This is a genomic window from Arsenicicoccus cauae (assembly GCF_043162025.1).
GTDB classification, from domain to species: domain Bacteria; phylum Actinomycetota; class Actinomycetes; order Actinomycetales; family Dermatophilaceae; genus Arsenicicoccus; species Arsenicicoccus cauae.
Map to the genome: position 1 here is coordinate 1,888,167 of NZ_CP171001.1, position 21,592 is coordinate 1,909,758.

Consider the following 21,592-nt stretch of genomic DNA (forward strand, 5'->3'; position numbering starts at 1 on the left):
AGCCACATCTCGAGGACGACGGAGGATGACGGAGGATCACGGATGGCGCTGGGGCAGGTGGCGAGGACGCTGGGGCGGGTGGCCGGCGTCACCGCTGGGGCGGCGATCGCCACGGACGCCGCTCGGCGGCTGCACGCAAGCTCCCGCTGGGGCGTGCGGGCGCGGCTCGGAGCGGCCGGTGACCTGCCCGAGTGGGTGCTGCCGACGGACGTGCTCGCGTCGTACGCCGAGGCCGAGGAGCACCGCGAGGCGGCCGACGACCTGGGGCTCCCCATGGTGCTCGACGAGGTCAACGCGTGGGCGGCCCTGGGGGCGCTGGCCGCCCTGCTGCGTCTGGTCGACGACGGGACGCGCCGCAGCCACGTGGTCGACCTCGGGGGACGTTGGTCCCCGCTGTCCCGGTGGTGCCGCGCGCTGGGCTTCTCCGTCGCGCGCGAGGTCCCGCACGAGCGTGGCAGCGTCGACCTGCTGACCCGGCTGCACCCGGCCGGTGCCGTGGCGGCCGACGTGGACGCCGTGCTGGAGCTGGCCGGGGTGGTCCTGCGGCCGGGCGGGGTCGTCGTGGTGACCGTGCCCGTCGGGGACGCCGACGCCGAGGGCGCCATGGGGCGGGCGGACCTGCGGGCCCTGGAGGCTCGGGCCGACGGCTGGGGGCTCCGCCTCGTCGGCGACCTCGACGGCGAGGTGGGACGACGTCTGACCGCCGCCGTCCGGGTCGCTCGCGAGGACGAGCGGGACCGCACCGACGGCAGCGCCTACGCCCTGGCGCGGCTGACCTTGCGGCGCCGGTGACAGACGCCGGGAGCCGTCCCGTGCGCCGGATCCGGCTCACCCGCCCGCTGGACCTGCGGTCGACCCTCTCGAGGCTCCAGCGGGGCAGCGGCGACCCGACCGGTCGGCCCACCTCGACCGGCGGCTGGTGGCGGGCGATGCGCACCCCCGAGGGCCCGGTGACGATCCACGTCGAGCGACGAGCCGACGAGGTGGTGGCGGAGGCCTGGGGGCCGGGAGGCGGCTGGTCGCTGGATCACCTGCCGGGCCTCGTGGGAGAGCACGACGACCCGACCGGGCTGGTGCCGGTCCACGACGTCGTGCGGGATGCCCACCGTCACCACCCGGGCTTCCGGGTGGCGCGCACCGGCCTCGTCGTCGAGGCCCTCGTCCCGGCCGTCATCGAGCAGAAGGTCACCGGTCAGGAGGCCTTCGGCGGCTACCGCCGCCTCGTGCGGACGTATGGCGAGCCCGCCCCCGGTCCCGGCGAGGCGCTCGGCCTCGTGGTGGCACCCCCCGTGGCCGTCTGGCGCCAGGTGCCGTCCTGGGCGTGGCTGCAGGCCGGGGTCGACGGGGCCCGCTCGGCGACGATCCAGCGGGCGCTCGCGGTGGCGCCGCGCCTCGAGGAGTGCGTCGAGCTCGACCCGCGCGAGGCCCACCGTCGGCTGCGCGCCATACCGGGGATCGGGGTGTGGACGGCGGCCGAGGTGCGCCAGCGCGCGCTCGGGGACGCGGACGCGGTGAGCTTCGGTGACTACCACGTGGCCCGCAACGTCGGGTGGGCGTTGACGGGTCGCGACACCGACGACCAGGGGATGGCCGAGCTGCTCGAGCCCTATCGTGGGCACCGTTTCCGGGTCACCCGGCTGCTCGAGCTGAGCGGGCGGGTGCGCCCGCGCCGGGGGCCGCGCATGGCGCCGCGCACCCACCTGCCCCGCGCCTCCCGCAGGTAGGCACCGCTCCCAGACCTCGCACGCCCCGAGGCCGTCACGTGGCGATGCGCACCACCGTCGGTCGCGTCGAGGTCGGGTACCGCGCGTACCCCAGGTAGGCGCGACCCGGCTCCAGGCCCCGCCACACCAGCCAGGGGGTGGCCGTGACCCCGCCCGTCAGCAGCGAGGTCCGCGGGTTGACGGTGAACGACGCGTCCCGGCCACCCTGGACGGCACAGCTCTCGAGGGTGAAGGAGCCCACCCCCGTCACGGCATATCCCGTCACGACGAACCGGTAGGTCCCGGCGCTCGGGGCGGTGATGTCGAGCCGCTCGTCGGCCGACTCGGTCTCGGCGGTCGCGACGTGGCTCCACTGCCCGGCGACCAGCCGCTCGAGACCCAGGTCCAGGTCGTCGGCCGCCGTGGCGCCGTCCAGGTCGCCGCGCAGCAGGACAGCGCCGGCGGGCACGCTGATCGGGGGAGTCGTCCAGGCCGCGCCCTGGCTCACCGTCCCGGGGTCGCGGCGGATGGTCCCGAGCCCGGTCACGGGGGTGAACCGTCGCGACGCGGGGTTGGCCACGCGGATCGGCAGCCGGCCGGACCGTCCGGAGACCGACAGCTCGCCGGGCTGGCTGAAGCCTGCCCGGGACACGATCGGCAGGTGCAGCGTCGCGCCGCCCGCGGTGGGCGTCAGGGTGACTCGTCCCTTGGCCCAGGCGCCGTTGGTGGACGCGGACGGACGGAGGACGAGCGTGAGCGTCGCGGGCGACCCGGCGGTGGCGGTGATGCTGGCCGGGGCGGTCACGACATACCCGGGGAGGGTGGCGCGGACGGTCCAGGTGCCGCTCCGCGTCGCGGTGAACCGCCGGGTCACCGTGACGTCCCCGCCCTGCAGCGGCACTGCGAGCGAGGCGAGGTTGAGGTCGGTGGGGTCGAGCGGGGTGCGCCCGCTGTCCACGCCCTGGCCCTGCGCGAACCTCGCCATGTCCTCGGGCGTCGCGTCGAGCAGCAGCCCGGGGTCGAGGGCGGCGGCCGGGGCGACATACCCCGCCCCCTGCACGAAGGGGTCGCTCGTGGTCGTGTCGGCGCTGGTCATCATGAGCGCGGACCGGATGGCGCTGGGCGTCCACGCCGCCTCGCGCGCATGGCGAGCCTGCAGCAGGGCCGTCAGCCCGGCGACGTGCGGGCTCGCCATCGACGTGCCCGACATCGACTCGTACACCGAGGGCGCCGTGGTCGACCAGCCGGCCTTCCAGGGGACGGATGCCGCCACGATGCCGAGACCGGGGGCGGCCAGGTCCGGCTTGATGATCCCGGACCCCGCGGCGGGGGTGGGCCCACGCCCGGAGAAGTCCTGCACCGCCGTCGGAGAGGTGTGGCTCGCGGCCGCGACCGTGGTCACCCACGGCGCGGCGTGGTCGACCGTCCCGGCCGCCGGGCCGTCGTTGCTGGCCGCAGCGACGACGCTGATGCCGGCGGCGTCCGCACGCTGGAAGGCCAGCGACACGGGATCGGTCACTGCGTCGGAGGCCCCGGAGATCGAGTAGTTGAGCACGTCCACGCCGTCGAGCACGGCCTGGTCGACGGCGCCGACGGCCGCGTCGTCCAGGCAGTAGTTGTCCCACGCGCCGTCGCCGTCGGCGTCGACCCCCTGGTAGTCCCAGCAGACCTTGTACGCGGCGACGGCCGCCCCGGGGGCGATGCCCGCGCTGCGCCCCCACGTGCCGCCCATGTCGACCGACAGGCCGGCTGCGGTCGAGGCGGTGTGGCTGCCGTGCCCCTCGTTGTCCCTCGGTGACCAGTAGTCGGGGTTGGCTCCGCTGGGTGCCACCTTGACGAACCCCGGGTCGTGCGTCGGCACGGCCCGGGCGGAGACGAGCTTCTGGTTGCACAGGGTCGGCTGCCAGGCCTCGACGGGGTTCGTGCCCGCCTGCCCCGAGCAGCTGCCGCGGAAGGTGCCGCCGTCGGCCTTGGCCATCGTCGTCGTGGCGCCCCGGTCGAGGCTGTATGCCGTCCCCACCGCACTCGTGGCCGCCGTCGCGAGGGCGGAGCCCCGGAAGCTGGCGTTCTCCGGCCACACCCCCGTGTCGAGCACGCCGACCACGACGCCCAGACCGGCGGCCAGGGTGTTGGTGGTGGCGGGGACCTGGGCAGCGCCGACCTTGGCCCAGACGCCGGACGCGCCGGTCAGGCCGAGGGCGTCGGGGGTCTGGTAGACGGTCGGGCGCCGGCGCTGCACGGGGTCGACGGCGGCGACCTCGGGGTCTGCGTGCAGGGCGGTGACCTGCGCGGCGTCGAGCCGGGCGCTGAAGCCGTTGGTCGCCAGGGTGAACTGGCGCTCGATCCGGACCGCCCGCCGGGCGGCGACGGCGCGGTGGCTGTGCTCCAGCATCGTGCGGTAGTCGCGGACCGCGCTGCTCGTCGCCTGGAAGCGGCCACCCTGGGGCGCCTTCGTCCGCGGCGCCACGGCGGCCGGGGGCGCCTTGAGCGTCACGATGTAGTACCCAGGTGCAGTGCTCGCGCTGGACGCCGGCGCCTGGGTGCGGCTCGGGGCCGCCGGGGTCATCCGCGCCGCCGTGCTGCTCCCCGTCGTGCTGCTCCCCGCCGTGCTGCTCCCCGCCGCGGCGGGCGCGGTGAGCAGCAGGGTCAGGGCGCCGGCGAGGGCGATCCGTGACCACCGTGACAGGAGGGGGACTGGCATGGGGGCTCCGTTCGGAGGGCCGGACGCTACAGAGAATAAGCACGCAGAGTAGTCTGAAACCACCCTCAGTGATCGAATGGCGGCACGGTGCGAGTGGGTCGCTACCGGGCACGACGAAGGCCCGGTCCTGCAGGACCGGGCCTTCGCGTCGGGCGCCCCCAGTAGGATTCGAACCTACGCACCCGCCTCCGGAGGGCGGTGCTCTATCCCCTGAGCTATGGGGGCCCAGCAGCACGACCGAGCGGCGACTCCTCATGGAGCAGCGACAGGTTCGTGCGGAGATCGACCATAGCAGCCTAGGCTCGCAAACATGGAATGGGACCAGGGGGACGGTGAGCGGCCGGGCACGGTGCTGGTGTGCGACGACGCCGACCAGATCCGGACGCTGATCCGGCTCAACCTCGAGCTCGAGGGCTACGACGTCATCGAGGCGGGCGACGGGGTCGAGGCCCTGGAGATCCTGCGCGACCCGGGCATGCCCCGGCCCGACGTCATCACCGTCGACGCCCTGATGCCGCGCCGGGACGGCTGGTGGATGGTGGGGATGATCCGCGCCGACCCCGCGCTCGAGGACATCCCGATCGTCATGGTCACGGCGTCGGTCCAGCCGCACCACCGCGTCCAGGCCGAGCAGGCCGAGGTGGACGGGTTCATCGCCAAGCCCTTCGAGCCGGACGAGCTGCTGGCCATGGTCGGGATCCTCGCGGCCAGCGGGCGCGCGTGACCGGGAGCCTGCCGGACGGGTCGAGCTTCGCTCTCTCCCAGCAGATCTCGTATGCCGCCACGCACCTCGGGCACGCAGTCGACCCGCAGGCGGTGCCGCTCGCGCCGTCCCGGGACGGCGCGCACGACTGGGTCTCCGCGATGCCGCTGCGCCTGGCCGCGGGCGACCCGGACACCGCCGCCCACCACGCCACCCGCCTCGCCGGGGCTCTGGGGTCCATCGCCCCGGCGCTCGGGGTCGACGTCCTGCCGCGAGGGCTTGTCGGTCTGCGGCTGGACGACCCCACCCTGGTGACGCTGTCGCTCGCGCTGCCGCGCGGCTGGGCGGACGTCGCCCCCGCTCCCGTCGCCCCCGCCCACCGGCCGTCCTCCCGGCGCAGCCTGCAGGACCCGCGGTATGCCGCCCAGCTCGCTCACGCCCGGCTGTGCCGTCTCGCGGGGCAGCCGCCCGGCGCCGGGCTCCCGCCCCACGACGTCCTGGTCCGCCTGGTCGACGCCTGGCGCGTGCGGGACCGCCTCATGACGGACGGCCGGGCGCACCACCTGGCGGACTGGCTCGCGGCATACGGCGCGTCTGTGCTGGTCTGGACCCGAGAACCCCGCCCGCGCGACCTCGACCCCCGGGTCGTCGTCGCGGCCCGGGACGCGCTGGCCGACGGCCTGCGCGCGTCCGGGGCCAGGCCCACCGAGAGGTTGTGACCATGCACGCGCACGAGGCCGGCGCCCTGCACGCCGACGGCTACTCCGCCGCTCCCGAGTGGCTCCCGTGGCCGAGCGACGTCAACGAGCTCGAGCCCGGGCTGTGGGCACGCAACGTCACCAAGGACGAGGCGGGCGAGCTGGTGGTCGCGGGCGTGCCCGTCTCCCGGATCCGCGACGAGTTCGGCACCGCCGCCTATGTCATTGACGAGGACGACTTCCGCTCTCGCGCGAGGGAGTTCAAGCAGGCGTATGCCGCGGCCTTCGCCGACCCGGGGCTGGGCGGCGGCGCCGACGTCTACTACGCGGGCAAGGCCTTCCTGTGCACCGCGGTCGCGTCCTGGATCCGCGAGGAGGGGCTCTGCCTGGACGTGTGCACGGGCGGCGAGCTGGCCGTGGCGCTGCGCGCCGGGCTTCCAGGGGAGCGGATCGGTTTCCACGGCAACAACAAGACGGTCGCCGAGATCGAGGCGGCGGTCGACGCCGGCGTCGGGCGGATCATCGTCGACAGCCACGCCGAGATCGACCGGGTCGCCGCCGTCGCCCGCTCCCGCGGCGTCGAGGTCGGGGTCATGGTCCGCGTGACGGCCGGCGTCGAGGCGCACACCCACGAGTTCATCGCCACCTCCCACGAGGACCAGAAGTTCGGCTTCTCGCTGGCCGGGGGAGCGGCCTTTGCGGCCTGCGAGCGCATCGTCGCCCGCCCCGGCCTGCGCCTGCTCGGGCTGCACAGCCACATCGGGTCCCAGATCTTCGAGACCAGCGGGTTCGAGCTGTCGGCGCGGCGCGTCCTGGCGCTGCACGCCCGCGTCCGCGACGAGCTGGGCGTCGCCATGCCCGAGCTCGACCTCGGCGGCGGCTACGGCATCGCCTACACCACCCAGCACACCCCGCTGCCACCCGCCGAGCTCGCCCAGCAGATGGCGGAGATCGTGCGCCGCGAGGTGACCTCCCTCGGCATCGACGCCCCACGCGTCTCGATCGAGCCCGGCCGCGCCATCGCCGGTCCGTCGACCTTCACCCTCTACGAGGTCGGCACCGTCAAGCCCGTCCAGGTCGACCGCGGCGCCACCCGCCTCTACGTCTCGGTCGACGGCGGCATGAGCGACAACATCCGCACCGCCCTCTACGGCGCCGACTACTCCTGCACCATGGCCAACCGCCGCAGCGACGCCGCCCCCGTCATCTCCCGCGTCGTGGGTCGGCACTGCGAGAGCGGCGACGTGGTCGTGCGCGACGAGTACCTCCCCTCCGACGTCATCCCCGGCGACCTGATCGCGGTCCCCGGCACGGGCGCCTACTGCCGCGCCATGGCGAGCCAGTACAACCACACACCGCGGCCCCCCGTGGTGGCGGTGCGCGACGGCGAGGCCCGGCTGGTCGTGCGGCGCGAGACCGTCGAGGACCTCCTCGCCCTGGACGTCGCCGACGCCTGACGGCGGGTGGTGACACCTGGCGTGACAGGTCTCGCGTCGGGAGACACTGACGTCGGCCCCCAGCTGGTGAGGGCGCACCGTGTCTTCGCGGTGGTGGGCTACGGCCTGGGCATCACCATCGCCAACCTGACAGGTGTCACCGCAGCCGCCGCGGTTGCGGGCGCTGGAACGCTCGCGGCGCGGGGAGTGCTGGTCCTCGTGCAGCGACGCGTCAGTAGGATGGGGCCCGACCTAGGGTCATCCAGCGAGACGATGCCAGTCCAAGGAGTGGACGCAGGATCGGTGTGCCCATAGCCCGCAACAACACTGAGGGTGACCTCGGTGCACGTCATACGGGCACGTGGGTCTGTCGACCACCCGGACCATCTGAGGAGCAGCGCACGTGGAGGACAGCGACAAGCAGACCCCGATCCGGGTGGCCCTGCTGGGCTGCGGCGTCGTCGGATCGGCGGTGGCGCGGCTGCTGACCGAGCAGGCCGACGACTTCGAGGCCCGCATCGGCGCCCCGGTCGAGCTGGTCGGCATCGCCGTCCGACGCCTGGGCCGGGACAGGAGCGCCGCGGGCGTGGATCCCGAGCTGTTCACCACCGATGCCGAGGAGCTCGTGACCCGGGCCGACGTCGTCGTCGAGGTCATCGGCGGGATCGAGCCCGCCCGCAGCCTCATCCTGCGAGCCTTCGAGCACGGCGCCGGGGTCGTGACGGCCAACAAGGCGCTCCTCGCCGAGAGCGGTCCCGAGCTCTACGCCGCGGCCGAGGCCGTCGGCGTCGACCTCTACTACGAGGCGTCGGTGGCAGGCGCCATACCCCTGCTGCGTCCGCTGCGCGAGTCCCTGGCGGGCGACGACGTGCGCAAGGTCCTCGGGATCGTCAACGGCACCACCAACTACGTCCTCGACAAGATGCACACGACCGGGGCCGGCTTCGGCGAGGCCGTGGAGCAGGCCCAGGCCCTGGGCTACGCCGAGGCGGACCCGACCGCCGACGTCGAGGGCTTCGACGCGGCCGCGAAGGCCGCGATCCTCGCCTCGCTCGCCTTCCACAGCCGCGTGAGCGGCAACGACGTCTACCGCGAGGGCATCACCGAGGTGACCGCCGCCGACGTGCAGGCCGCCGAGGCGATGGGCTGCGTCGTCAAGCTGCTCGCGATCTGCGAGCGCGTCGAGGCCACCCCCGAGCGACCCTCGGGCATCAGCGTGCGGGTCCACCCGGCCATGATCCCGACCTCGCACCCGCTGGCCGGCGTCCGCGAGGCCTTCAACGCCGTCTTCGTCGAGGCCCGATCCGCGGGCGAGCTCATGTTCTACGGTCGTGGGGCCGGGGGCGATCCCACCGCGAGCGCCGTCCTCGGTGACGTCGTCGCCGTCGCCCGTCACCGCGTGCTGGGCGGGCGCGGACCGGGGGAGTCGGCCTACGCCGACCTGCCCACGCTCGACATGGGCGACGCCCGCACGCGCTACTTCATCAGCCTCGACGTGGCCGACGAGCCCGGCGTGCTCGCCGCCGTCGCAACGGAGTTCGCGCGTCACCAGGTGTCGATCGAGACGGTCCGGCAGCAGCAGCTGGCCGACGAGGACCACGACGTCGAGGAGCGCGCCGAGCTGGTCATCGTGACCCACGCCGCGCCCGACGCGGCCCTCGGCGCGACGGTCGAGGCGCTCGCCGCCCTGCCGCAGGTCCGTGAGGTGTCGTCCGTCATGCGCGTCGAAGGAGAGTGACATGGCCCACCAGTGGCAGGGCGTGATCGAGGAGTACCGCGAGCGGCTGCCGATGCTGGCCGGCGCGCCCACGGTGACCCTTCACGAGGGCGGGACCCCCCTGATCGAGGCCCGGCACCTCTCCGAGCTCGTCGGGGCGCAGGTCTACCTCAAGTATGAAGGCCTCAACCCCACCGGCTCGTTCAAGGACCGCGGGATGACGACGGCGATCTCCGTGGCGGCCCGCGCCGGGGCCAAGGCCGTCATCTGCGCCTCGACCGGCAACACGTCCGCGTCGGCCGCGGCCTACGCCACCAAGGCCGGCATGACCTGCGCCGTACTGGTCCCCGACGGCAAGATCGCCATGGGCAAGCTGTCCCAGGCCATCGCCCACGGCGCCACGCTGCTGCAGGTCGACGGCAACTTCGACGACTGCCTGACGGTGGCGCGCAAGCTCGCCGAGGCCTACCCCGTCGAGCTCGTCAACTCGGTCAACCCCGCCCGCATCGAGGGGCAGAAGACCGCAGCGTTCGAGGTCGTCGACGCGCTCGGCGACGCCCCCGAGATCCACTGCCTGCCCGTCGGCAACGCCGGCAACATCACCGCCTACTGGCGTGGCTACCGGCAGTATGCCGAGATCACCGACGGCCTCGCGCCGGTCGCCACGCGGCGTCCTCGCATGTGGGGCTTCCAGGCCGAGGGGGCCGCCCCGATCGTCAAGGGTCACCCCATCGACCACCCCGAGACCGTGGCCACCGCCATCCGCATCGGCAACCCCGCCTCCTGGCAGCAGGCCGAGGCCGCGCGCGACCAGTCCGAGGGGCTCATCGACGCCGTGACGGACGACCAGATCCTCGCCGCGCACCGCCTGCTGTCCTCGCGCGAGGGCGTCTTCGTCGAGCCGGGGTCGGCCGCCTCCGTCGCCGGACTGCTGAAGTCCGCCGAGGCGGGCCTGGTCCCGCGCGGCGCCAGCATCGTGTGCACCGTCACCGGGCACGGCCTCAAGGACCCCCAGTGGGCCCTGCGCATGGCGGACGGCTCCGAGGTCGAGCCGGTCAAGGTGTCCGTCGACGCCGTGTCCGTCGCGTCGGCGCTCGGGCTGGAGGGGTGACGTGGCCTCGGTGACCGTCCTGCCCGAGGGTGCCGCAGTCCGGGTGAACGTCCCGGGCAGCAGCGCCAACCTCGGGCCGGGCTTCGACGCGATCGGGCTCGCGCTCGGCGTGTGGGACTCCTACGACGTGGTCGTCGAGGGCGACGCGCTGGTCATCGACGTGACGGGGGAGAGCGCCGACGAGGTGCCCCGCGACGCCTCCCACCTGGTCCACCGCTGCCTCGCCTCCGGCCTGGCACGGCTGGGGGTCGACGTGCCTGCCGGCCTGCACCTGGTATGCCGCAACGGCGTCCCCCACTCGCGGGGGCTGGGCTCCTCCGCCACCGCCGTCGTGGCCGGGTATGCCGCCGCCACGGCGCTCGTCGACCTCGCCCGCGGTGGCGAGGGCGCCGTCGACCTCGACCTCGTCAACCAGCTGGCCGGCGAGCACGAGGGCCACCCCGACAACTCCTCCGCCAGCGTCTACGGCGGGATGACGCTGTCGTGGTCGACCCGGCCCCCGGCTGTGGCGCCCGTCCGCACCGTGCAGGTCGAGGTGCACCCGGACGTGGTGCCCGTGGTGCTCGTGCCCGACCTCACCCTGTCCACCTCGACCGCTCGCTCCGTGCTGCCGCAGGAGGTGCCGCTCAAGCACGCGGCGCTCAACTCCGCCCGGGCAGCCCTCCTCGTGGAGGCCGTGTCGCGCCGCCCCGAGCTGCTGCTGGACGCGACCGTCGAGTGGCTGCACCAGGAGCAGCGTCGCGAGGCCTACCCCGCGTCCATGCGGCTGCTGGACCAGCTGCGCGAGCTCGGCCACGCGGCCGTGGTCTCGGGGGCGGGTCCGACGGTCCTGGTGCTGACGACCGCGGACCGGGTCGGCGAGGTCCGCGCCCTGCCGCTGCCGCAGGGATGGCGGTCGGCGACCCCCGGCATACCGACCGTCGGCGTCAGCGCCGTCCGGCTAGGGGTGAGCCGCGGCGCGCCGCCCGTCTGACGCAGTCTTGGCGTCACCTGCGCACCCCGGGTGATAGATTGGGTCTGCATCGAGCACGACGGTGGTTCGGCCCGATGATCCCGGATCTGCAGGACGCACGTTCCTGCGCCCAGGCCCTCATCGCTTCCCGGCCGACCCGCGACGTCGCGGCTCCGACCTCATCGCCCACCACACCTGTGGGTGCGGCGCCGGGCGCGCGGGGACCCGACACGATGCGATCCCACCGACCGACCAGCGGTCAGAGGCCACCGGCCGCGGCGCGAGCGCTGCGAGGCGGGCTGAGCCGCCAGGTGGACCGAGCGCCGAGAGCTGTTCTCGGCTACATCACCTGCCCAGGCGCGGATGCCGGGCAGACGACGAGGGGGAAGGAACCTTCGTGACCGACAACACCGAGACCACCGTGACCGGTGGGACTCAGCGACGCACGACCGCGCTGTCGGCGATGCGTCTGCCCGAGCTGCAGGCCGTGGCCTCCGAGATGGGCATCCCCGGCACCGCCAAGATGCGCAAGAGCGACCTGGTCGCCGCCATCCGCGAGCGCCGGGGCGGCGGTCGCACCGCCACCGCCACTGCCGCCGACGCCACCGGCCCCACCGACACGGCCGGGGCAGCAGGCTCCGGCCCGGTGGCCACGGCGCCCGCCGCGGCAGCGACGGCCCCCGCCGCGCAGGCTCGAGGGGCTGGCAGCGAGGAGGCCCCGCAGCTGCGTCGCGACGAGGGCCAGGACCAGCCCCGCCGGGACGAGGCCCAGCGGCTGCGCCGCGACGAGGGCCACAAGGTCGTTCGCGACGAGGCTCCGCCGAGGGGCGCGCAGGTCGGGGACCGCCCCGAGGACCCCGAGCGCAACGACCGCGCCGACCGCGCCGACCGTAACGACCGCGAAGAGCCGGGGGAGCGCCCCGAGCGCCGGACCCGCCGGGGTCGCCGTGTCGCCTCGTCCCCGAGCGCGGCGCCGCAGGGTGAGCGCGGCACCGAGGCGGACCGCCGCACCGCCGACCTCGCCGCCGAGCTGCGGCGTCAGGCCGAGAGCCAGCAGGCAGGGGGCGACGTCGACGGGTCCGGCACCCCGGGCCGCGACCAGCGTGACGCCGGTGGACGCGACGACCAGCGGCCCCGCCGGGACCGTGACGGCCGGGACCGCGACAACCGGGACGGCGGCAGCCGCGACCGCGACAACGCCGGGCGCGACAACGTCGGGCGCGACAACGTCGGTGAGCAGCGTGACGCCAATCGCGACCGCGGAGGGCGGGACAACGGCGGGCGGGACCAGCGTGACGGCGGCCGCGACAGCAGCAACCGTGACCGCTCCGCCCGCGACAACGGCGGTCGGGACAACCGTGACGGCCGTGACGACAACCGGTTCGACGACGAGCAGGGCGGTCGGCGGCGTGGCCGCCAGCGCAACCGTGACCGCAAGCGGCGCGGACGCACCGACGACCTCCGCGTGGGTGAGGACGTGTCCTACAACGACGAGGACGTGCTGCTGCCCGTCGCCGGCGTGCTGGACGTGCTCGACAACTACGCCTTCCTGCGCACGAGCGGCTACCTGCCCGGCTCGGGCGACGTCTACGTCACGCTCGGGATGGTCAAGAAGTTCGGCCTGCGCAAGGGCGACGCCGTCCAGGGCGTCATCAAGGACCCGGGCGAGGACGGCACGGGTCAGCACCAGCACGGCAAGCAGGGCAAGTTCAGTGCGCTGGTGCGGGTGGACGCGATCAACGGCCAGACGCCTGACGAGGCGCGCAGCCGCGTGGACTTCGCCAAGCTCACGCCGCTCTACCCGCAGGAGCGTCTGCGTCTGGAGACCCAGCCCAACGTCCTCACGACGCGCATCATCGATCTGGTGTCGCCGATCGGCAAGGGTCAGCGCGGCCTGATCGTCGCTCCGGCCAAGGCCGGCAAGACGATGGTCATGCAGGCGCTGGCCAACGCGATCACGACCAACCACCCCGAGTGCCACCTGATGGTCGTCCTGGTCGACGAGCGTCCCGAGGAGGTCACCGACATGCAGCGCGCCGTGCGCGGCGAGGTCATCTCCTCGACCTTCGACCGGCCGGCGTCGGACCACACGACGGTCGCCGAGCTGGCCATCGAGCGGGCCAAGCGCCTCGTCGAGATGGGGCAGGACGTCGTCGTGCTCCTCGACTCGATCACCAAGCTCGGGCGCGCCTACAACCTGGCCGCCCCGGCGAGCGGGCGCATCCTGTCCGGTGGTGTGGACTCGGCCGCGCTGTACCCGCCCAAGCGCTTCTTCGGCGCGGCGCGCAACATCGAGCACGGCGGCTCGCTCACCATCCTCGCGACGGCTCTGGTCGAGACGGGCTCCAAGATGGACGAGGTGATCTTCGAGGAGTTCAAGGGCACCGGCAACATGGAGCTCAAGCTCGACCGGCAGCTCGCCAACCGCCGCATCTTCCCGGCGGTCGACATCAACGCCTCGAGCACGCGTCGCGAGGAGATCCTCCTGTCCAGCGAGGAGCTCAAGATCATGTGGAAGCTGCGCCGCGTGCTGGCAGCCCTCGACCAGCAGGCCGGTATCGAGCTCCTCCTCGACCGCCTCAAGAAGACCAAGAGCAACGTCGAGTTCCTGATGCAGGTGCAGTCCAACTCCCCCTTGAAGGGCGACGACGACTGAGCCGAGGACACGAGCGAGGGACGAGCGAGGCCCGCAGGCGAGGCAGAGTCGGCGCCGTCGAGCATGACGACGACTGAGCCGAGGACACGAGCGAGGGCCCGAGGTGACGCAGCACGCGTCCTCTCGGGCCCTCGATCGTGCGGGACCGACGCCTGGTCGCGGCCAACCGCCAGATCGAGCAGCCGCTCCAGGCGCGGGTCACGGCGTCGGTCAGGCGCACCTCGTCGGGGTTGAGGACACCGGCATCGGCATACCCGAGGAGGACCTGCGCGACGTCGGGCGACGGTTCTTCCGCGCCAGCAACGTCACGGCGCAGACGACCCCCGGGACGGGGCTCGGGCTGTCGATCGGGCAGTCCATCGCGGCGGCCCACGGGGGGTCGGATGAGCCTGGACTCGGTCGCCGGGCAGGGCACGACCGTCACCCCCCACCTCACCTCGGTGGCCGAGGGAGAGGCCCCCGAGGACGAGCACCACGGCGCCTCCTGACCCCGTCCGACCAGGAGCAGGAATGCCCGCGGCCGGGCCTGCGTTAGGTCAGGTGTGCCGCCGTCTGGCACAATGGAGAGGTTGCCGGTTCACGAGAACACGCTCGACCCGGCGCACGAGATCTCAGAGGGAGACCACCATGAAGAAGGACATCCACCCGGAGTACGTCGAGACGCTGGTCACCTGCACCTGCGGCTCGCAGTTCACCACCAGGAGCACGGCGACGTCCGGCAAGATCAGCGCCGACGTCTGCTCGCAGTGCCACCCGTTCTACACCGGCAAGCAGAAGATCCTCGACACCGGTGGTCGCGTCGCCCGCTTCGAGGCGCGCTACGGCAAGCGCCAGAAGTAAGCACCTCGCCTGGGCCGGTCCCATCCGACGTCACGTCGGGGGACCGGCCCTTGGCGTCCCACCCCGTCCTCGACAGGAGTCCTCATGCTGGAGTCCGCCCGCTCGATCGTCGACGAGCACGCCGACCTCGAGCGTCAGCTGGCCGACCCCGCGGTCCACGGTGACCAGGCCGCGTTGCGTCGCCTCAACAAGAGGTATGCCGCCCTGGCGCCCACCGTCGCGGCCTACCACGCCTGGCGCGCCGCGACCGAGGACGTGGGCGCCGCCGAGGAGCTGGCGGCGGACGACCCGAGCTTCGCGGAGGAGCTGCCCGCCCTGCGGGACGCCCGCGACCGGGCCGAGGACAGGTTGCGCCGCCTGCTGATCCCGCGCGACCCCGACGACGACCGGGACGTCATCCTCGAGGTCAAGGCGGGGGAGGGCGGGGAGGAGTCGGCGTTGTTCGCCGCCGACCTGCTGCGCATGTACCTCCGGTTCGCCGAGCGGCGCGGCTGGCGCACCGAGATCATCGACGCGACCGAGTCCGACCTCGGCGGCTACAAGGACGTGTCCGTGGCGGTCAAGGCCAAGGGCACGCTCGAGCCGGGCGACGCGCCCTGGGCTCTGCTCAAGTACGAGGGTGGGGTGCACCGCGTGCAGCGTGTCCCCGTCACCGAGTCGCAGGGCCGCATCCACACCTCCGCCGCGGGCGTGCTCGTCATGCCGGAGGTGGAGGACGTGGCCGAGGTGGAGATCCACGACAACGACCTCAAGATCGACGTCTACCGCTCGTCGGGGCCGGGCGGGCAGAGCGTCAACACGACCGACTCCGCCGTGCGGATCACCCACCTGCCGACCGGGACGGTGGTCTCCTGCCAGAACGAGAAGTCCCAGCTGCAGAACAAGGAGTCTGCGATGCGCGTGCTGCGCGCCCGGCTGCTGCAGGTGGCCCGGGACGAGGCGGCGGCCGCGGCGTCGGACGCGCGACGCTCCCAGGTCCGCACGGTGGACCGCTCGGAGCGGATCCGCACCTACAACTTCCCCGAGAACCGCATCGCCGACCATCGCACCGGCTACAAGGCCTACAACCTCGACCACGTCCTGGATGGCGACCTCGACCCGGTCGTGGCCTCCGCGGTCGAGCGGGACGAGGCCTCGCGGCTGGCCGCGGTGGCGGGGTCCGAGGCGTGACCGACCTGCGCGGCGTGGTCAGCGCGGCGACGGACCGCCTGGCGGTGGCCGGGGTGCCGTCACCGCAGGTCGACGCGGTGGCACTGGCGGCATACGTCCTCCGTTGCGACCCCGGCGAGGTGCACCGGGGCCTGGTCCTCGGGACCAGGCTGACCGAGGAGCAGAGCAGCCGGTATGCCGAGCTGCTCGACCACCGCGCCGCCCGTGTCCCCCTCCAGCACCTCACGGGCCGCGCGGGCTTCCGGCGGCTGGAGCTGTCCGTCGGGCCGGGGACCTTCGTGCCGCGCCCCGAGACTGAGCTCGCCGTCGAGCTGGTGCTGGCCGAGCTCGGGGCCACCGGGGCGACCGTCCACGGGAGAGCGCCTGTCGTCGTCGACCTGTGCACGGGCTCCGGGGCGATCGCGTTGGCGGTCAAGGACGAGCACCCGAGAGCGCAGGTCCATGCCGTAGAGGCCTCTGACCAGGCCTTTCGACGAGCCCGCCACAATGCAGGGAGGCTCGACCTCGACGTGACGGTGACCCTTGCGGACGCCACCGGGGACCCGCGCCACGCCGTGGACCTGGCGCCGCTGGAGCCGCTCGTGGGGCGCGTCGACGTGGTCGTGTCGAACCCGCCGTACGTCCCCGAGGACGCCGTGCCGCGCGAGCCCGAGGTCCGTGACCACGACCCCGCCATGGCGCTCTACGGCGGGGCGGGGGACGGGCTCGGCATACCGCTACAGGTGGCGCGCACCGCGGCCGTCCTGCTGCGCCCCGGCGGCCTGCTCGTCATGGAGCACGCGGACACGCAGGGGGAGACCCTGCCCGCCGCCCTGCGTGCCACGCGGGAGTGGGTGGACGTGCGCGACCACCTCGACCTGGCCGGTCGGCCGCGCACCACCACCGCTCGTCGTGCCGGACGCCTCGACGAGGGGGAGACCTCGGGCCGATAGGCTCACCGGCATGAGCGACAGCCCTGCCCACTTCGACTGCACGACGCCCGAGGGGCGACAGGAGGGCGTGGCCGCGGCGGCCGACGCCGTGCGACGCGGTGAGGTCGTCGTGCTGCCGACCGACACCGTCTACGGCGTCGGGGCCGACGCCTTCAACCCGGACGCGGTCGCGGCGGTGCTGGCGGCCAAGGGGCGCGACCGGCACATGCCCCCGCCCGTCCTCGTGCCGCACGCGCGCACCGTCGACGGCCTCGCCATCGACGTCCCGTCCTACGCCCGTGACCTCATGGACCGGTTCTGGCCTGGCCCGCTCACCCTCGTGCTGCTGGCCCAGCCGTCCCTGATGTGGGACCTCGGCGAGACCAACGGCACCGTGGCCCTGCGCATCCCGCGGGACGAGACCGCCATCGCCCTGCTGAGCGAGGTGGGTCCGATGGCCGTGACCAGCGCCAACCTCACCGGCGAGCCGGCCGCGATGACGGCCCGGGAGGCCGAGGCCATGCTCGGCGACGCGGTGGGGGTCTACCTCGACGGGGGCCCCTGCGAGGACGGCGAGGCCTCCACCATCCTCGACTGCACCCAGGAGCGGCCGCGCGTCCTGCGCGACGGGGCCGTCGACGAGGACGCCCTGCGCGAAGCGCTGGGCTCGGTGCGCCTCGAGGGCGACGACGCACCTGACGCGCCCGGGGGCCCCGGCACGCCGACCGAACGGCCCGGCGGCGCCAACCTCTAGGCTGAGGCCGAGGCACCGTCGCCCGTCACCGCCCACCCCTCGCACCCGGGAGCACACGCATGTCCGACACCCCGTTCTACGGCTCCGACTACGAGGCCCTCGAGGCTCTCGACCCCGAGATCGCCGGCGTCCTGCAGTCCGAGCTGACCCGCATCCGCAGCGGGCTGCAGCTGATCGCCAGCGAGAACCTCTCGAGCCCGGCCGTACTCACCGCTCTGGGGTCCACCCTCTCCAACAAGTACGCCGAGGGCTACCCGGGTCGCCGCTACTACGGCGGCTGCTCCGAGGTCGACAAGGCCGAGCAGATCGCGATCGACCGGTGCAAGGAGCTGTTCGGCGCCGAGCACGCCAACGTCCAGCCGCACTCCGGCGCGAGCGCCAACCAGGCGGTCTACGGCGCGTTCTGCCAGCCCGGCGACAAGCTCCTCGGCATGTCGCTGCCGCACGGTGGCCACCTGACCCACGGCGCCAAGGTGTCCTTCTCCGGCAAGTGGTTCGACATCGCGCACTACGGGGTCGACAAAGACACCGAGGACATCGACTACGACCAGGTTCGTGACCTTGCGCGGCAGCACCGCCCCAAGGTGATCCTCGCGGGCGGCTCGGCGATCCCGCGCCTCATCGACTTCCAGGCCTTCCGCGACATCGCGGACGAGGTCGGCGCGATCTTCTGGGTCGACGCCGCGCATTTCATCGGTCTCGTGGCCGGCAAGGCGATCCCGTCGCCGGTGCCGTATGCCGACGTCGTCACCTTCACGACGCACAAGGTGCTGCGTGGCCCCCGCTCGGGCGCGCTGGTCTGCAAGGAGGAGCACGCCGCCAAGCTCGACAAGGCCGTGTTCCCGCTGATGCAGGGCGGTCCGCAGATGCACACCGTGGCGGCCAAGGCCGTCAACTTCAAGGAGTGCATGCAGGCCGACTACCAGCAGTACGCCAAGGACGTCATCGCCAACGCGCAGCGCCTCGCGGCCGGGCTGGCCGAGCGCGACATCCGCCCGACGACCGGTGGCACCGACACGCACCTGGCGCTGCTCGACCTGCAGAAGGTCGGGGTCACCGGGGCGGACGCCGAGGCCCGCTGCGACGCGGCCGGGATCGTCCTCAACAAGAACGCCATCCCCTTCGACCCGCAGAAGGCCAACGTGGCCTCCGGCGTCCGCGTCGGGACCCCCTCGGTGACGACGCAGGGCATGGGGCTGCCGGAGATGGACGTGATCGCCGACGTCATCCACCGGGCCGTGACCCAGACCGACGGCGACCCCGAGCACGCGGTGGCCAAGGAGATCCGGGCGACGGTCGAGGACCTCTGCACGCGCTTCCCGGCCTACCCGCGCTGACCCGGCCGAGGGCGAGCCGGCGTGCGTGAGTACCTCTTCGTCATGGTGGTCGCAGCGGCGATCACCTTCCTGACGACGCCTCTCGTGCGCTGGCTCGCCGTCCGCACCGGGGCCATGACCGCGGTCCGGGACCGGGACGTCCACGTCGTCCCGATCCCGCGGCTGGGGGGAGTGGCGATCCTGCTGGGCTTCCTCGGGGCGGTGCTGCTGGCCTGGCGCCTGCCCTTCCTCGGGGGGCACGTCCAGGGGCGGGCGGCGGCCGAGAGCGTCTTCAGCGACGGCCGTATGACGGGGGTGGTCGTCGGCGCCGTCCTCGTGTGCCTGGTCGGTGCCGTGGACGACGTGCGCGAGCTCGACTGGCTGACCAAGCTCGCCGGGCAGGTCCTCGCGGCCGGGATCATGGCCTACCAGGGCCTGCAGCTGCTCTCGGTCCCGGTCTTCGGGCAGACGGTCCTGCCGCTCGCGGTGATGATCGCCCTCACCATCCTGGTGGTGGTGGTGACGACCAACGCCGTCAACTTCGTGGACGGCCTCGACGGGCTGGCCGCGGGCATCGTGGGCATCGCCGCGCTCACCTTCTTCGTCTACAGCTATGTCGTGTCCATGTCCTACAACCCGCCCAACGTCTTCTCCTCGGCGACGCTCATCTCCGCGGCCCTGGTCGGCTGCTGCGCCGGCTTCCTGCCCCACAACTTCCACCCCGCGCGGCTGTTCATGGGCGACAGCGGGGCGCTGCTGCTCGGCCTGCTGCTCGCCGCCGCCACGATCTCCATGACCTCCCTGGACCCCACGCAGGTGGGCATGGCGGCGGGCCGCTCGACGGAGGTGCTGGCGTGGCTGCCGCTCGTGCTGCCCCTCGCGATCCTCTCGCTGCCGCTGCTCGACGTGGTGCTGGCGGTCGTGCGGCGCACCCGCGCCGGCATCCGGCCCTGGCACCCCGACGCCCACCACCTCCACCACCGGATGCTGCGCGCCGGGCACAGCCACCCCCACGCGGTGCTGCTGCTCTACCTCTGGGCCGCGATCGTGTCGGTCGGCGTGCTGGCGGTCGCGATGTTCGACGGCTGGGCCCCCGTCATCGCCGTCGCGGCGGCCGTTCTCGTCGCGAGCTTCCTCACGTTCAGCCGTCGCAGCTCCCTGCGGCGACCGACCTTGTGATAGCGTTCACAAGCGCTCGACGGCGAGTGCGCGGAGGCTGATCACCCGCCCCGCCACCCCGTTGCTCGAGCCCCAACCGACCCGAGGACAGCCCCTTGCCCGCACGGCGCCCCCGCACCCCCAGCCCGGACGTCTCGTCCGCGATGCTGCGCACCGCGGTCCTCGGCTCCGTGGCGGCGCTGCCCCTCGTCGCCGGGGCCGGCGCGCTCTACCGCGGCTGGCGCGGCCTGGCCAGCGCCTCCCTCGGGGCCGCCACCACCACCGCCTTCTTCGCCGCCGGCGTCGTGGCCGTCTCGGCGCTCGTCAAGGGGCCTGCTGCAACGGTCCTGCCCGGCGCCTTCGTGGTCTACGCCACCCAGCTGGGCCTGCTGCTCCTCGTCCACCCGCTGCTGCGCGAGGCCGGGTTCATGGAGCCGATGGCCTTCGCCGGCGGGGCCGTCGCCGGCGTGCTGGTGTGGCAGGTGTGCCACACGGTCGCGTTCGCCCGGGGGCGTCACGAGATCTACCCTGGCCTGGGTGAGGGGGACCGCCGATGAGCGACCCCGACCAGCGCGAGCCGGCCGGCGAGCAGCACACCCCGCGCACCGCAGACGCCCTGGCGCACTCGACCGCCACCGACGTGACCTCCTACCTCATCTCGGGCCCCGTCGCCTTCGGTCTCATCGGCAAGGGCCTCGACGTCTGGTGGGGCACGGGGTTCGCCCTGCCGGTGGGCATCGCCGTCGGGTTCACCCTTTCTCTGTATGTCATATGGGTCCGGTACGGTAGGGCCTGACTGTGATGACGAGTCCACGCCCCGCCGCCGTTCGCGTCCACATCGTCCTGTTCAGCATCAACGAGGAGACACAGTGATCGTCACCGCCAGGCCTGCCGTCGGTAGCCTCCCGGCGTCCAGCGGCGAGGGATTCACCCCGCCCTCTCCCGGCGACTTCTACGTCCCGCTGATCGGTGACTGGTTCACCCGCCCGATGCTGCTGGCCCTGCTGTCGGTCGTCCTCCTGGTCGGGTGGCTCCTGTGGGCCTCCAAGCGCGTGGCCGTCGTCCCCACCAAGCGCCAGTGGTTCCTCGAGCAGGCCTACGACTTCGTCCGCAACGGCGTGGCCCGCGACATGATCGGCTCCCGCGACTTCAAGCGCTTCACCCCGCTGCTGTTCGCGCTGTTCCTGTTCATCATCGTCAACAACTGGTTCGGCTCCACGCCGTTCACCAACTTCCCGACGCTCAGCCGCATCGGCATGGTGATCCCGCTCGTCGCGATCGTCTACATCGGCTACCACTACGCCGGCATCAAGAAGCACGGCCTCGGCGGCTACTTCAAGATGCTCGTCCCCGCCGGCGTCCCGATCTTCCTCGCGCCGATCATCTTCATCCTCGAGTTCGCGAGCTTCTTCCTCATCCGGCCGCTCACGCTCACCCTCCGTCTGTTCGGCAACATGTTCGCCGGCCACATGCTGATGGGTGTGTTCATCCTCGGCGGTGCCTACCTCCTGCTGTCCGGCAACCCGGGCTTCATGGTCGCCGGCGTCGGCGCCTTCGTCATGGGCTTCCTCATGCAGCTCCTCGAGCTGCTGATCCAGGCCATCCAGGCCTACGTCTTCGTCATGCTGGCCGCCTCCTACTTCGGTGGCGCCGTGGCTGACGAGCACTGATCCACCGGCCCAGCGCCGTTCGACCACAACCAAATACACCCCACAGACTCCCGGGCGGGCAGCCTCCCGGGTCACCCACAGAGAGAGAAATCTAGA

Annotated in this window: 19 protein-coding genes, 1 tRNA gene and 1 pseudogene; 19 read left to right on the forward strand and 2 right to left on the reverse strand. The window is 73.2% G+C overall.

The genetic code is table 11. The features are described 5' to 3' along the window. Nucleotides 1-42: 42 nt before the first annotated feature. The gene (locus tag ACF3NS_RS08840; protein ID WP_154593535.1) at nt 43-792 is read left to right on the forward strand and encodes a hypothetical protein; all 750 of its coding nucleotides are present in this window, start codon (nt 43-45) and stop codon (nt 790-792) included. 20 nt (nt 793-812) lie between these two features. Further along, entirely contained in the window at nt 813-1,724 is a 912-nt protein-coding gene (locus ACF3NS_RS08845; protein ID WP_392465576.1) for a DNA-3-methyladenine glycosylase family protein, read from the forward strand. A gap of 34 nt (nt 1,725-1,758) precedes the next feature. On the opposite strand, the gene ACF3NS_RS08850 is transcribed toward ACF3NS_RS08845, so the two are convergent. Further along, the gene (locus ACF3NS_RS08850; protein WP_392465578.1) at nt 1,759-4,404 is read right to left on the reverse strand and encodes a S8 family serine peptidase; all 2,646 of its coding nucleotides are present in this window, start codon (nt 4,402-4,404) and stop codon (nt 1,759-1,761) included. Between the two features lie 153 nt (nt 4,405-4,557). After that, a tRNA-Arg gene (locus ACF3NS_RS08855) sits at nt 4,558-4,629 on the reverse strand. 85 nt (nt 4,630-4,714) lie between these two features. On the opposite strand from ACF3NS_RS08855, the gene ACF3NS_RS08860 reads away from it, so the two are divergent. From ACF3NS_RS08860 to atpB, 17 genes and pseudogenes are all read left to right on the forward strand, one after another. Continuing rightward, complete coding sequence (locus ACF3NS_RS08860; protein WP_154593533.1) at nt 4,715-5,128, forward strand: PleD family two-component system response regulator; 414 nt, start codon at nt 4,715-4,717, stop codon at nt 5,126-5,128. Continuing rightward, on the forward strand, nt 5,125-5,826 hold the full coding sequence (locus ACF3NS_RS08865) for a hypothetical protein (protein ID WP_392465580.1): 702 nt from the start codon (nt 5,125-5,127) through the stop codon (nt 5,824-5,826). The genes ACF3NS_RS08860 and ACF3NS_RS08865 overlap by 4 nt, the downstream gene beginning before the upstream one ends. A gap of 2 nt (nt 5,827-5,828) precedes the next feature. Continuing rightward, a complete protein-coding gene (lysA, locus tag ACF3NS_RS08870; RefSeq protein WP_392465583.1) occupies nt 5,829-7,262 on the forward strand; it encodes a diaminopimelate decarboxylase in 1,434 nt (477 codons plus the stop codon). A 382-nt stretch (nt 7,263-7,644) separates the two neighbouring features. Then, a complete protein-coding gene (locus ACF3NS_RS08875; RefSeq protein WP_288799350.1) occupies nt 7,645-8,979 on the forward strand; it encodes a homoserine dehydrogenase in 1,335 nt (444 codons plus the stop codon). A gap of 1 nt (nt 8,980) precedes the next feature. Continuing rightward, complete coding sequence (thrC, locus tag ACF3NS_RS08880; protein WP_288799351.1) at nt 8,981-10,069, forward strand: threonine synthase; 1,089 nt, start codon at nt 8,981-8,983, stop codon at nt 10,067-10,069. A gap of 1 nt (nt 10,070) precedes the next feature. Continuing rightward, on the forward strand, nt 10,071-11,042 hold the full coding sequence (gene thrB / locus ACF3NS_RS08885) for a homoserine kinase (protein WP_392465584.1): 972 nt from the start codon (nt 10,071-10,073) through the stop codon (nt 11,040-11,042). A gap of 442 nt (nt 11,043-11,484) precedes the next feature. After that, nucleotides 11,485-13,677, forward strand: coding sequence for a transcription termination factor Rho (rho, locus tag ACF3NS_RS08890; protein WP_392469103.1), 2,193 nt, complete (start codon nt 11,485-11,487; stop codon nt 13,675-13,677). A 103-nt stretch (nt 13,678-13,780) separates the two neighbouring features. After that, nucleotides 13,781-14,047, forward strand: a pseudogene (locus tag ACF3NS_RS08895) (ATP-binding protein); the annotation flags it as partial. 257 nt (nt 14,048-14,304) lie between these two features. Continuing rightward, nucleotides 14,305-14,517 (forward strand): 50S ribosomal protein L31, encoded by a 213-nt coding sequence (gene rpmE, locus ACF3NS_RS08900; protein ID WP_050349057.1) that lies wholly within the window; start codon nt 14,305-14,307, stop codon nt 14,515-14,517. Nucleotides 14,518-14,601: 84 nt separating this feature from the next. Then, nucleotides 14,602-15,687, forward strand: a complete 1,086-nt coding sequence (prfA, locus tag ACF3NS_RS08905; RefSeq protein ID WP_392465587.1) for a peptide chain release factor 1 — start codon at nt 14,602-14,604, stop codon at nt 15,685-15,687. Further along, nucleotides 15,684-16,619: a peptide chain release factor N(5)-glutamine methyltransferase gene (gene prmC / locus ACF3NS_RS08910; RefSeq protein WP_392465589.1), complete on the forward strand. Its 936-nt coding sequence runs from the start codon at nt 15,684-15,686 to the stop codon at nt 16,617-16,619. Before prfA ends, prmC begins: the two co-directional genes overlap by 4 nt. 10 nt (nt 16,620-16,629) lie before the next feature. Continuing rightward, nucleotides 16,630-17,352 (forward strand): L-threonylcarbamoyladenylate synthase, encoded by a 723-nt coding sequence (locus ACF3NS_RS08915; RefSeq protein ID WP_392465590.1) that lies wholly within the window; start codon nt 16,630-16,632, stop codon nt 17,350-17,352. Between the two features lie 59 nt (nt 17,353-17,411). Beyond that, complete coding sequence (gene glyA, locus ACF3NS_RS08920; RefSeq protein WP_154593526.1) at nt 17,412-18,689, forward strand: serine hydroxymethyltransferase; 1,278 nt, start codon at nt 17,412-17,414, stop codon at nt 18,687-18,689. Nucleotides 18,690-18,710: 21 nt separating this feature from the next. Continuing rightward, the gene (locus ACF3NS_RS08925; protein WP_311966579.1) at nt 18,711-19,847 is read left to right on the forward strand and encodes an MraY family glycosyltransferase; all 1,137 of its coding nucleotides are present in this window, start codon (nt 18,711-18,713) and stop codon (nt 19,845-19,847) included. A 95-nt stretch (nt 19,848-19,942) separates the two neighbouring features. After that, nucleotides 19,943-20,383 (forward strand): hypothetical protein, encoded by a 441-nt coding sequence (locus tag ACF3NS_RS08930; RefSeq protein WP_392465593.1) that lies wholly within the window; start codon nt 19,943-19,945, stop codon nt 20,381-20,383. Then, entirely contained in the window at nt 20,380-20,622 is a 243-nt protein-coding gene (locus ACF3NS_RS08935) for a hypothetical protein (RefSeq protein ID WP_230082855.1), read from the forward strand. Before ACF3NS_RS08930 ends, ACF3NS_RS08935 begins: the two co-directional genes overlap by 4 nt. A 73-nt stretch (nt 20,623-20,695) precedes the next feature. Further along, nucleotides 20,696-21,496: a F0F1 ATP synthase subunit A gene (atpB, locus tag ACF3NS_RS08940; protein WP_019285668.1), complete on the forward strand. Its 801-nt coding sequence runs from the start codon at nt 20,696-20,698 to the stop codon at nt 21,494-21,496. Nucleotides 21,497-21,592 lie beyond the last annotated feature (96 nt).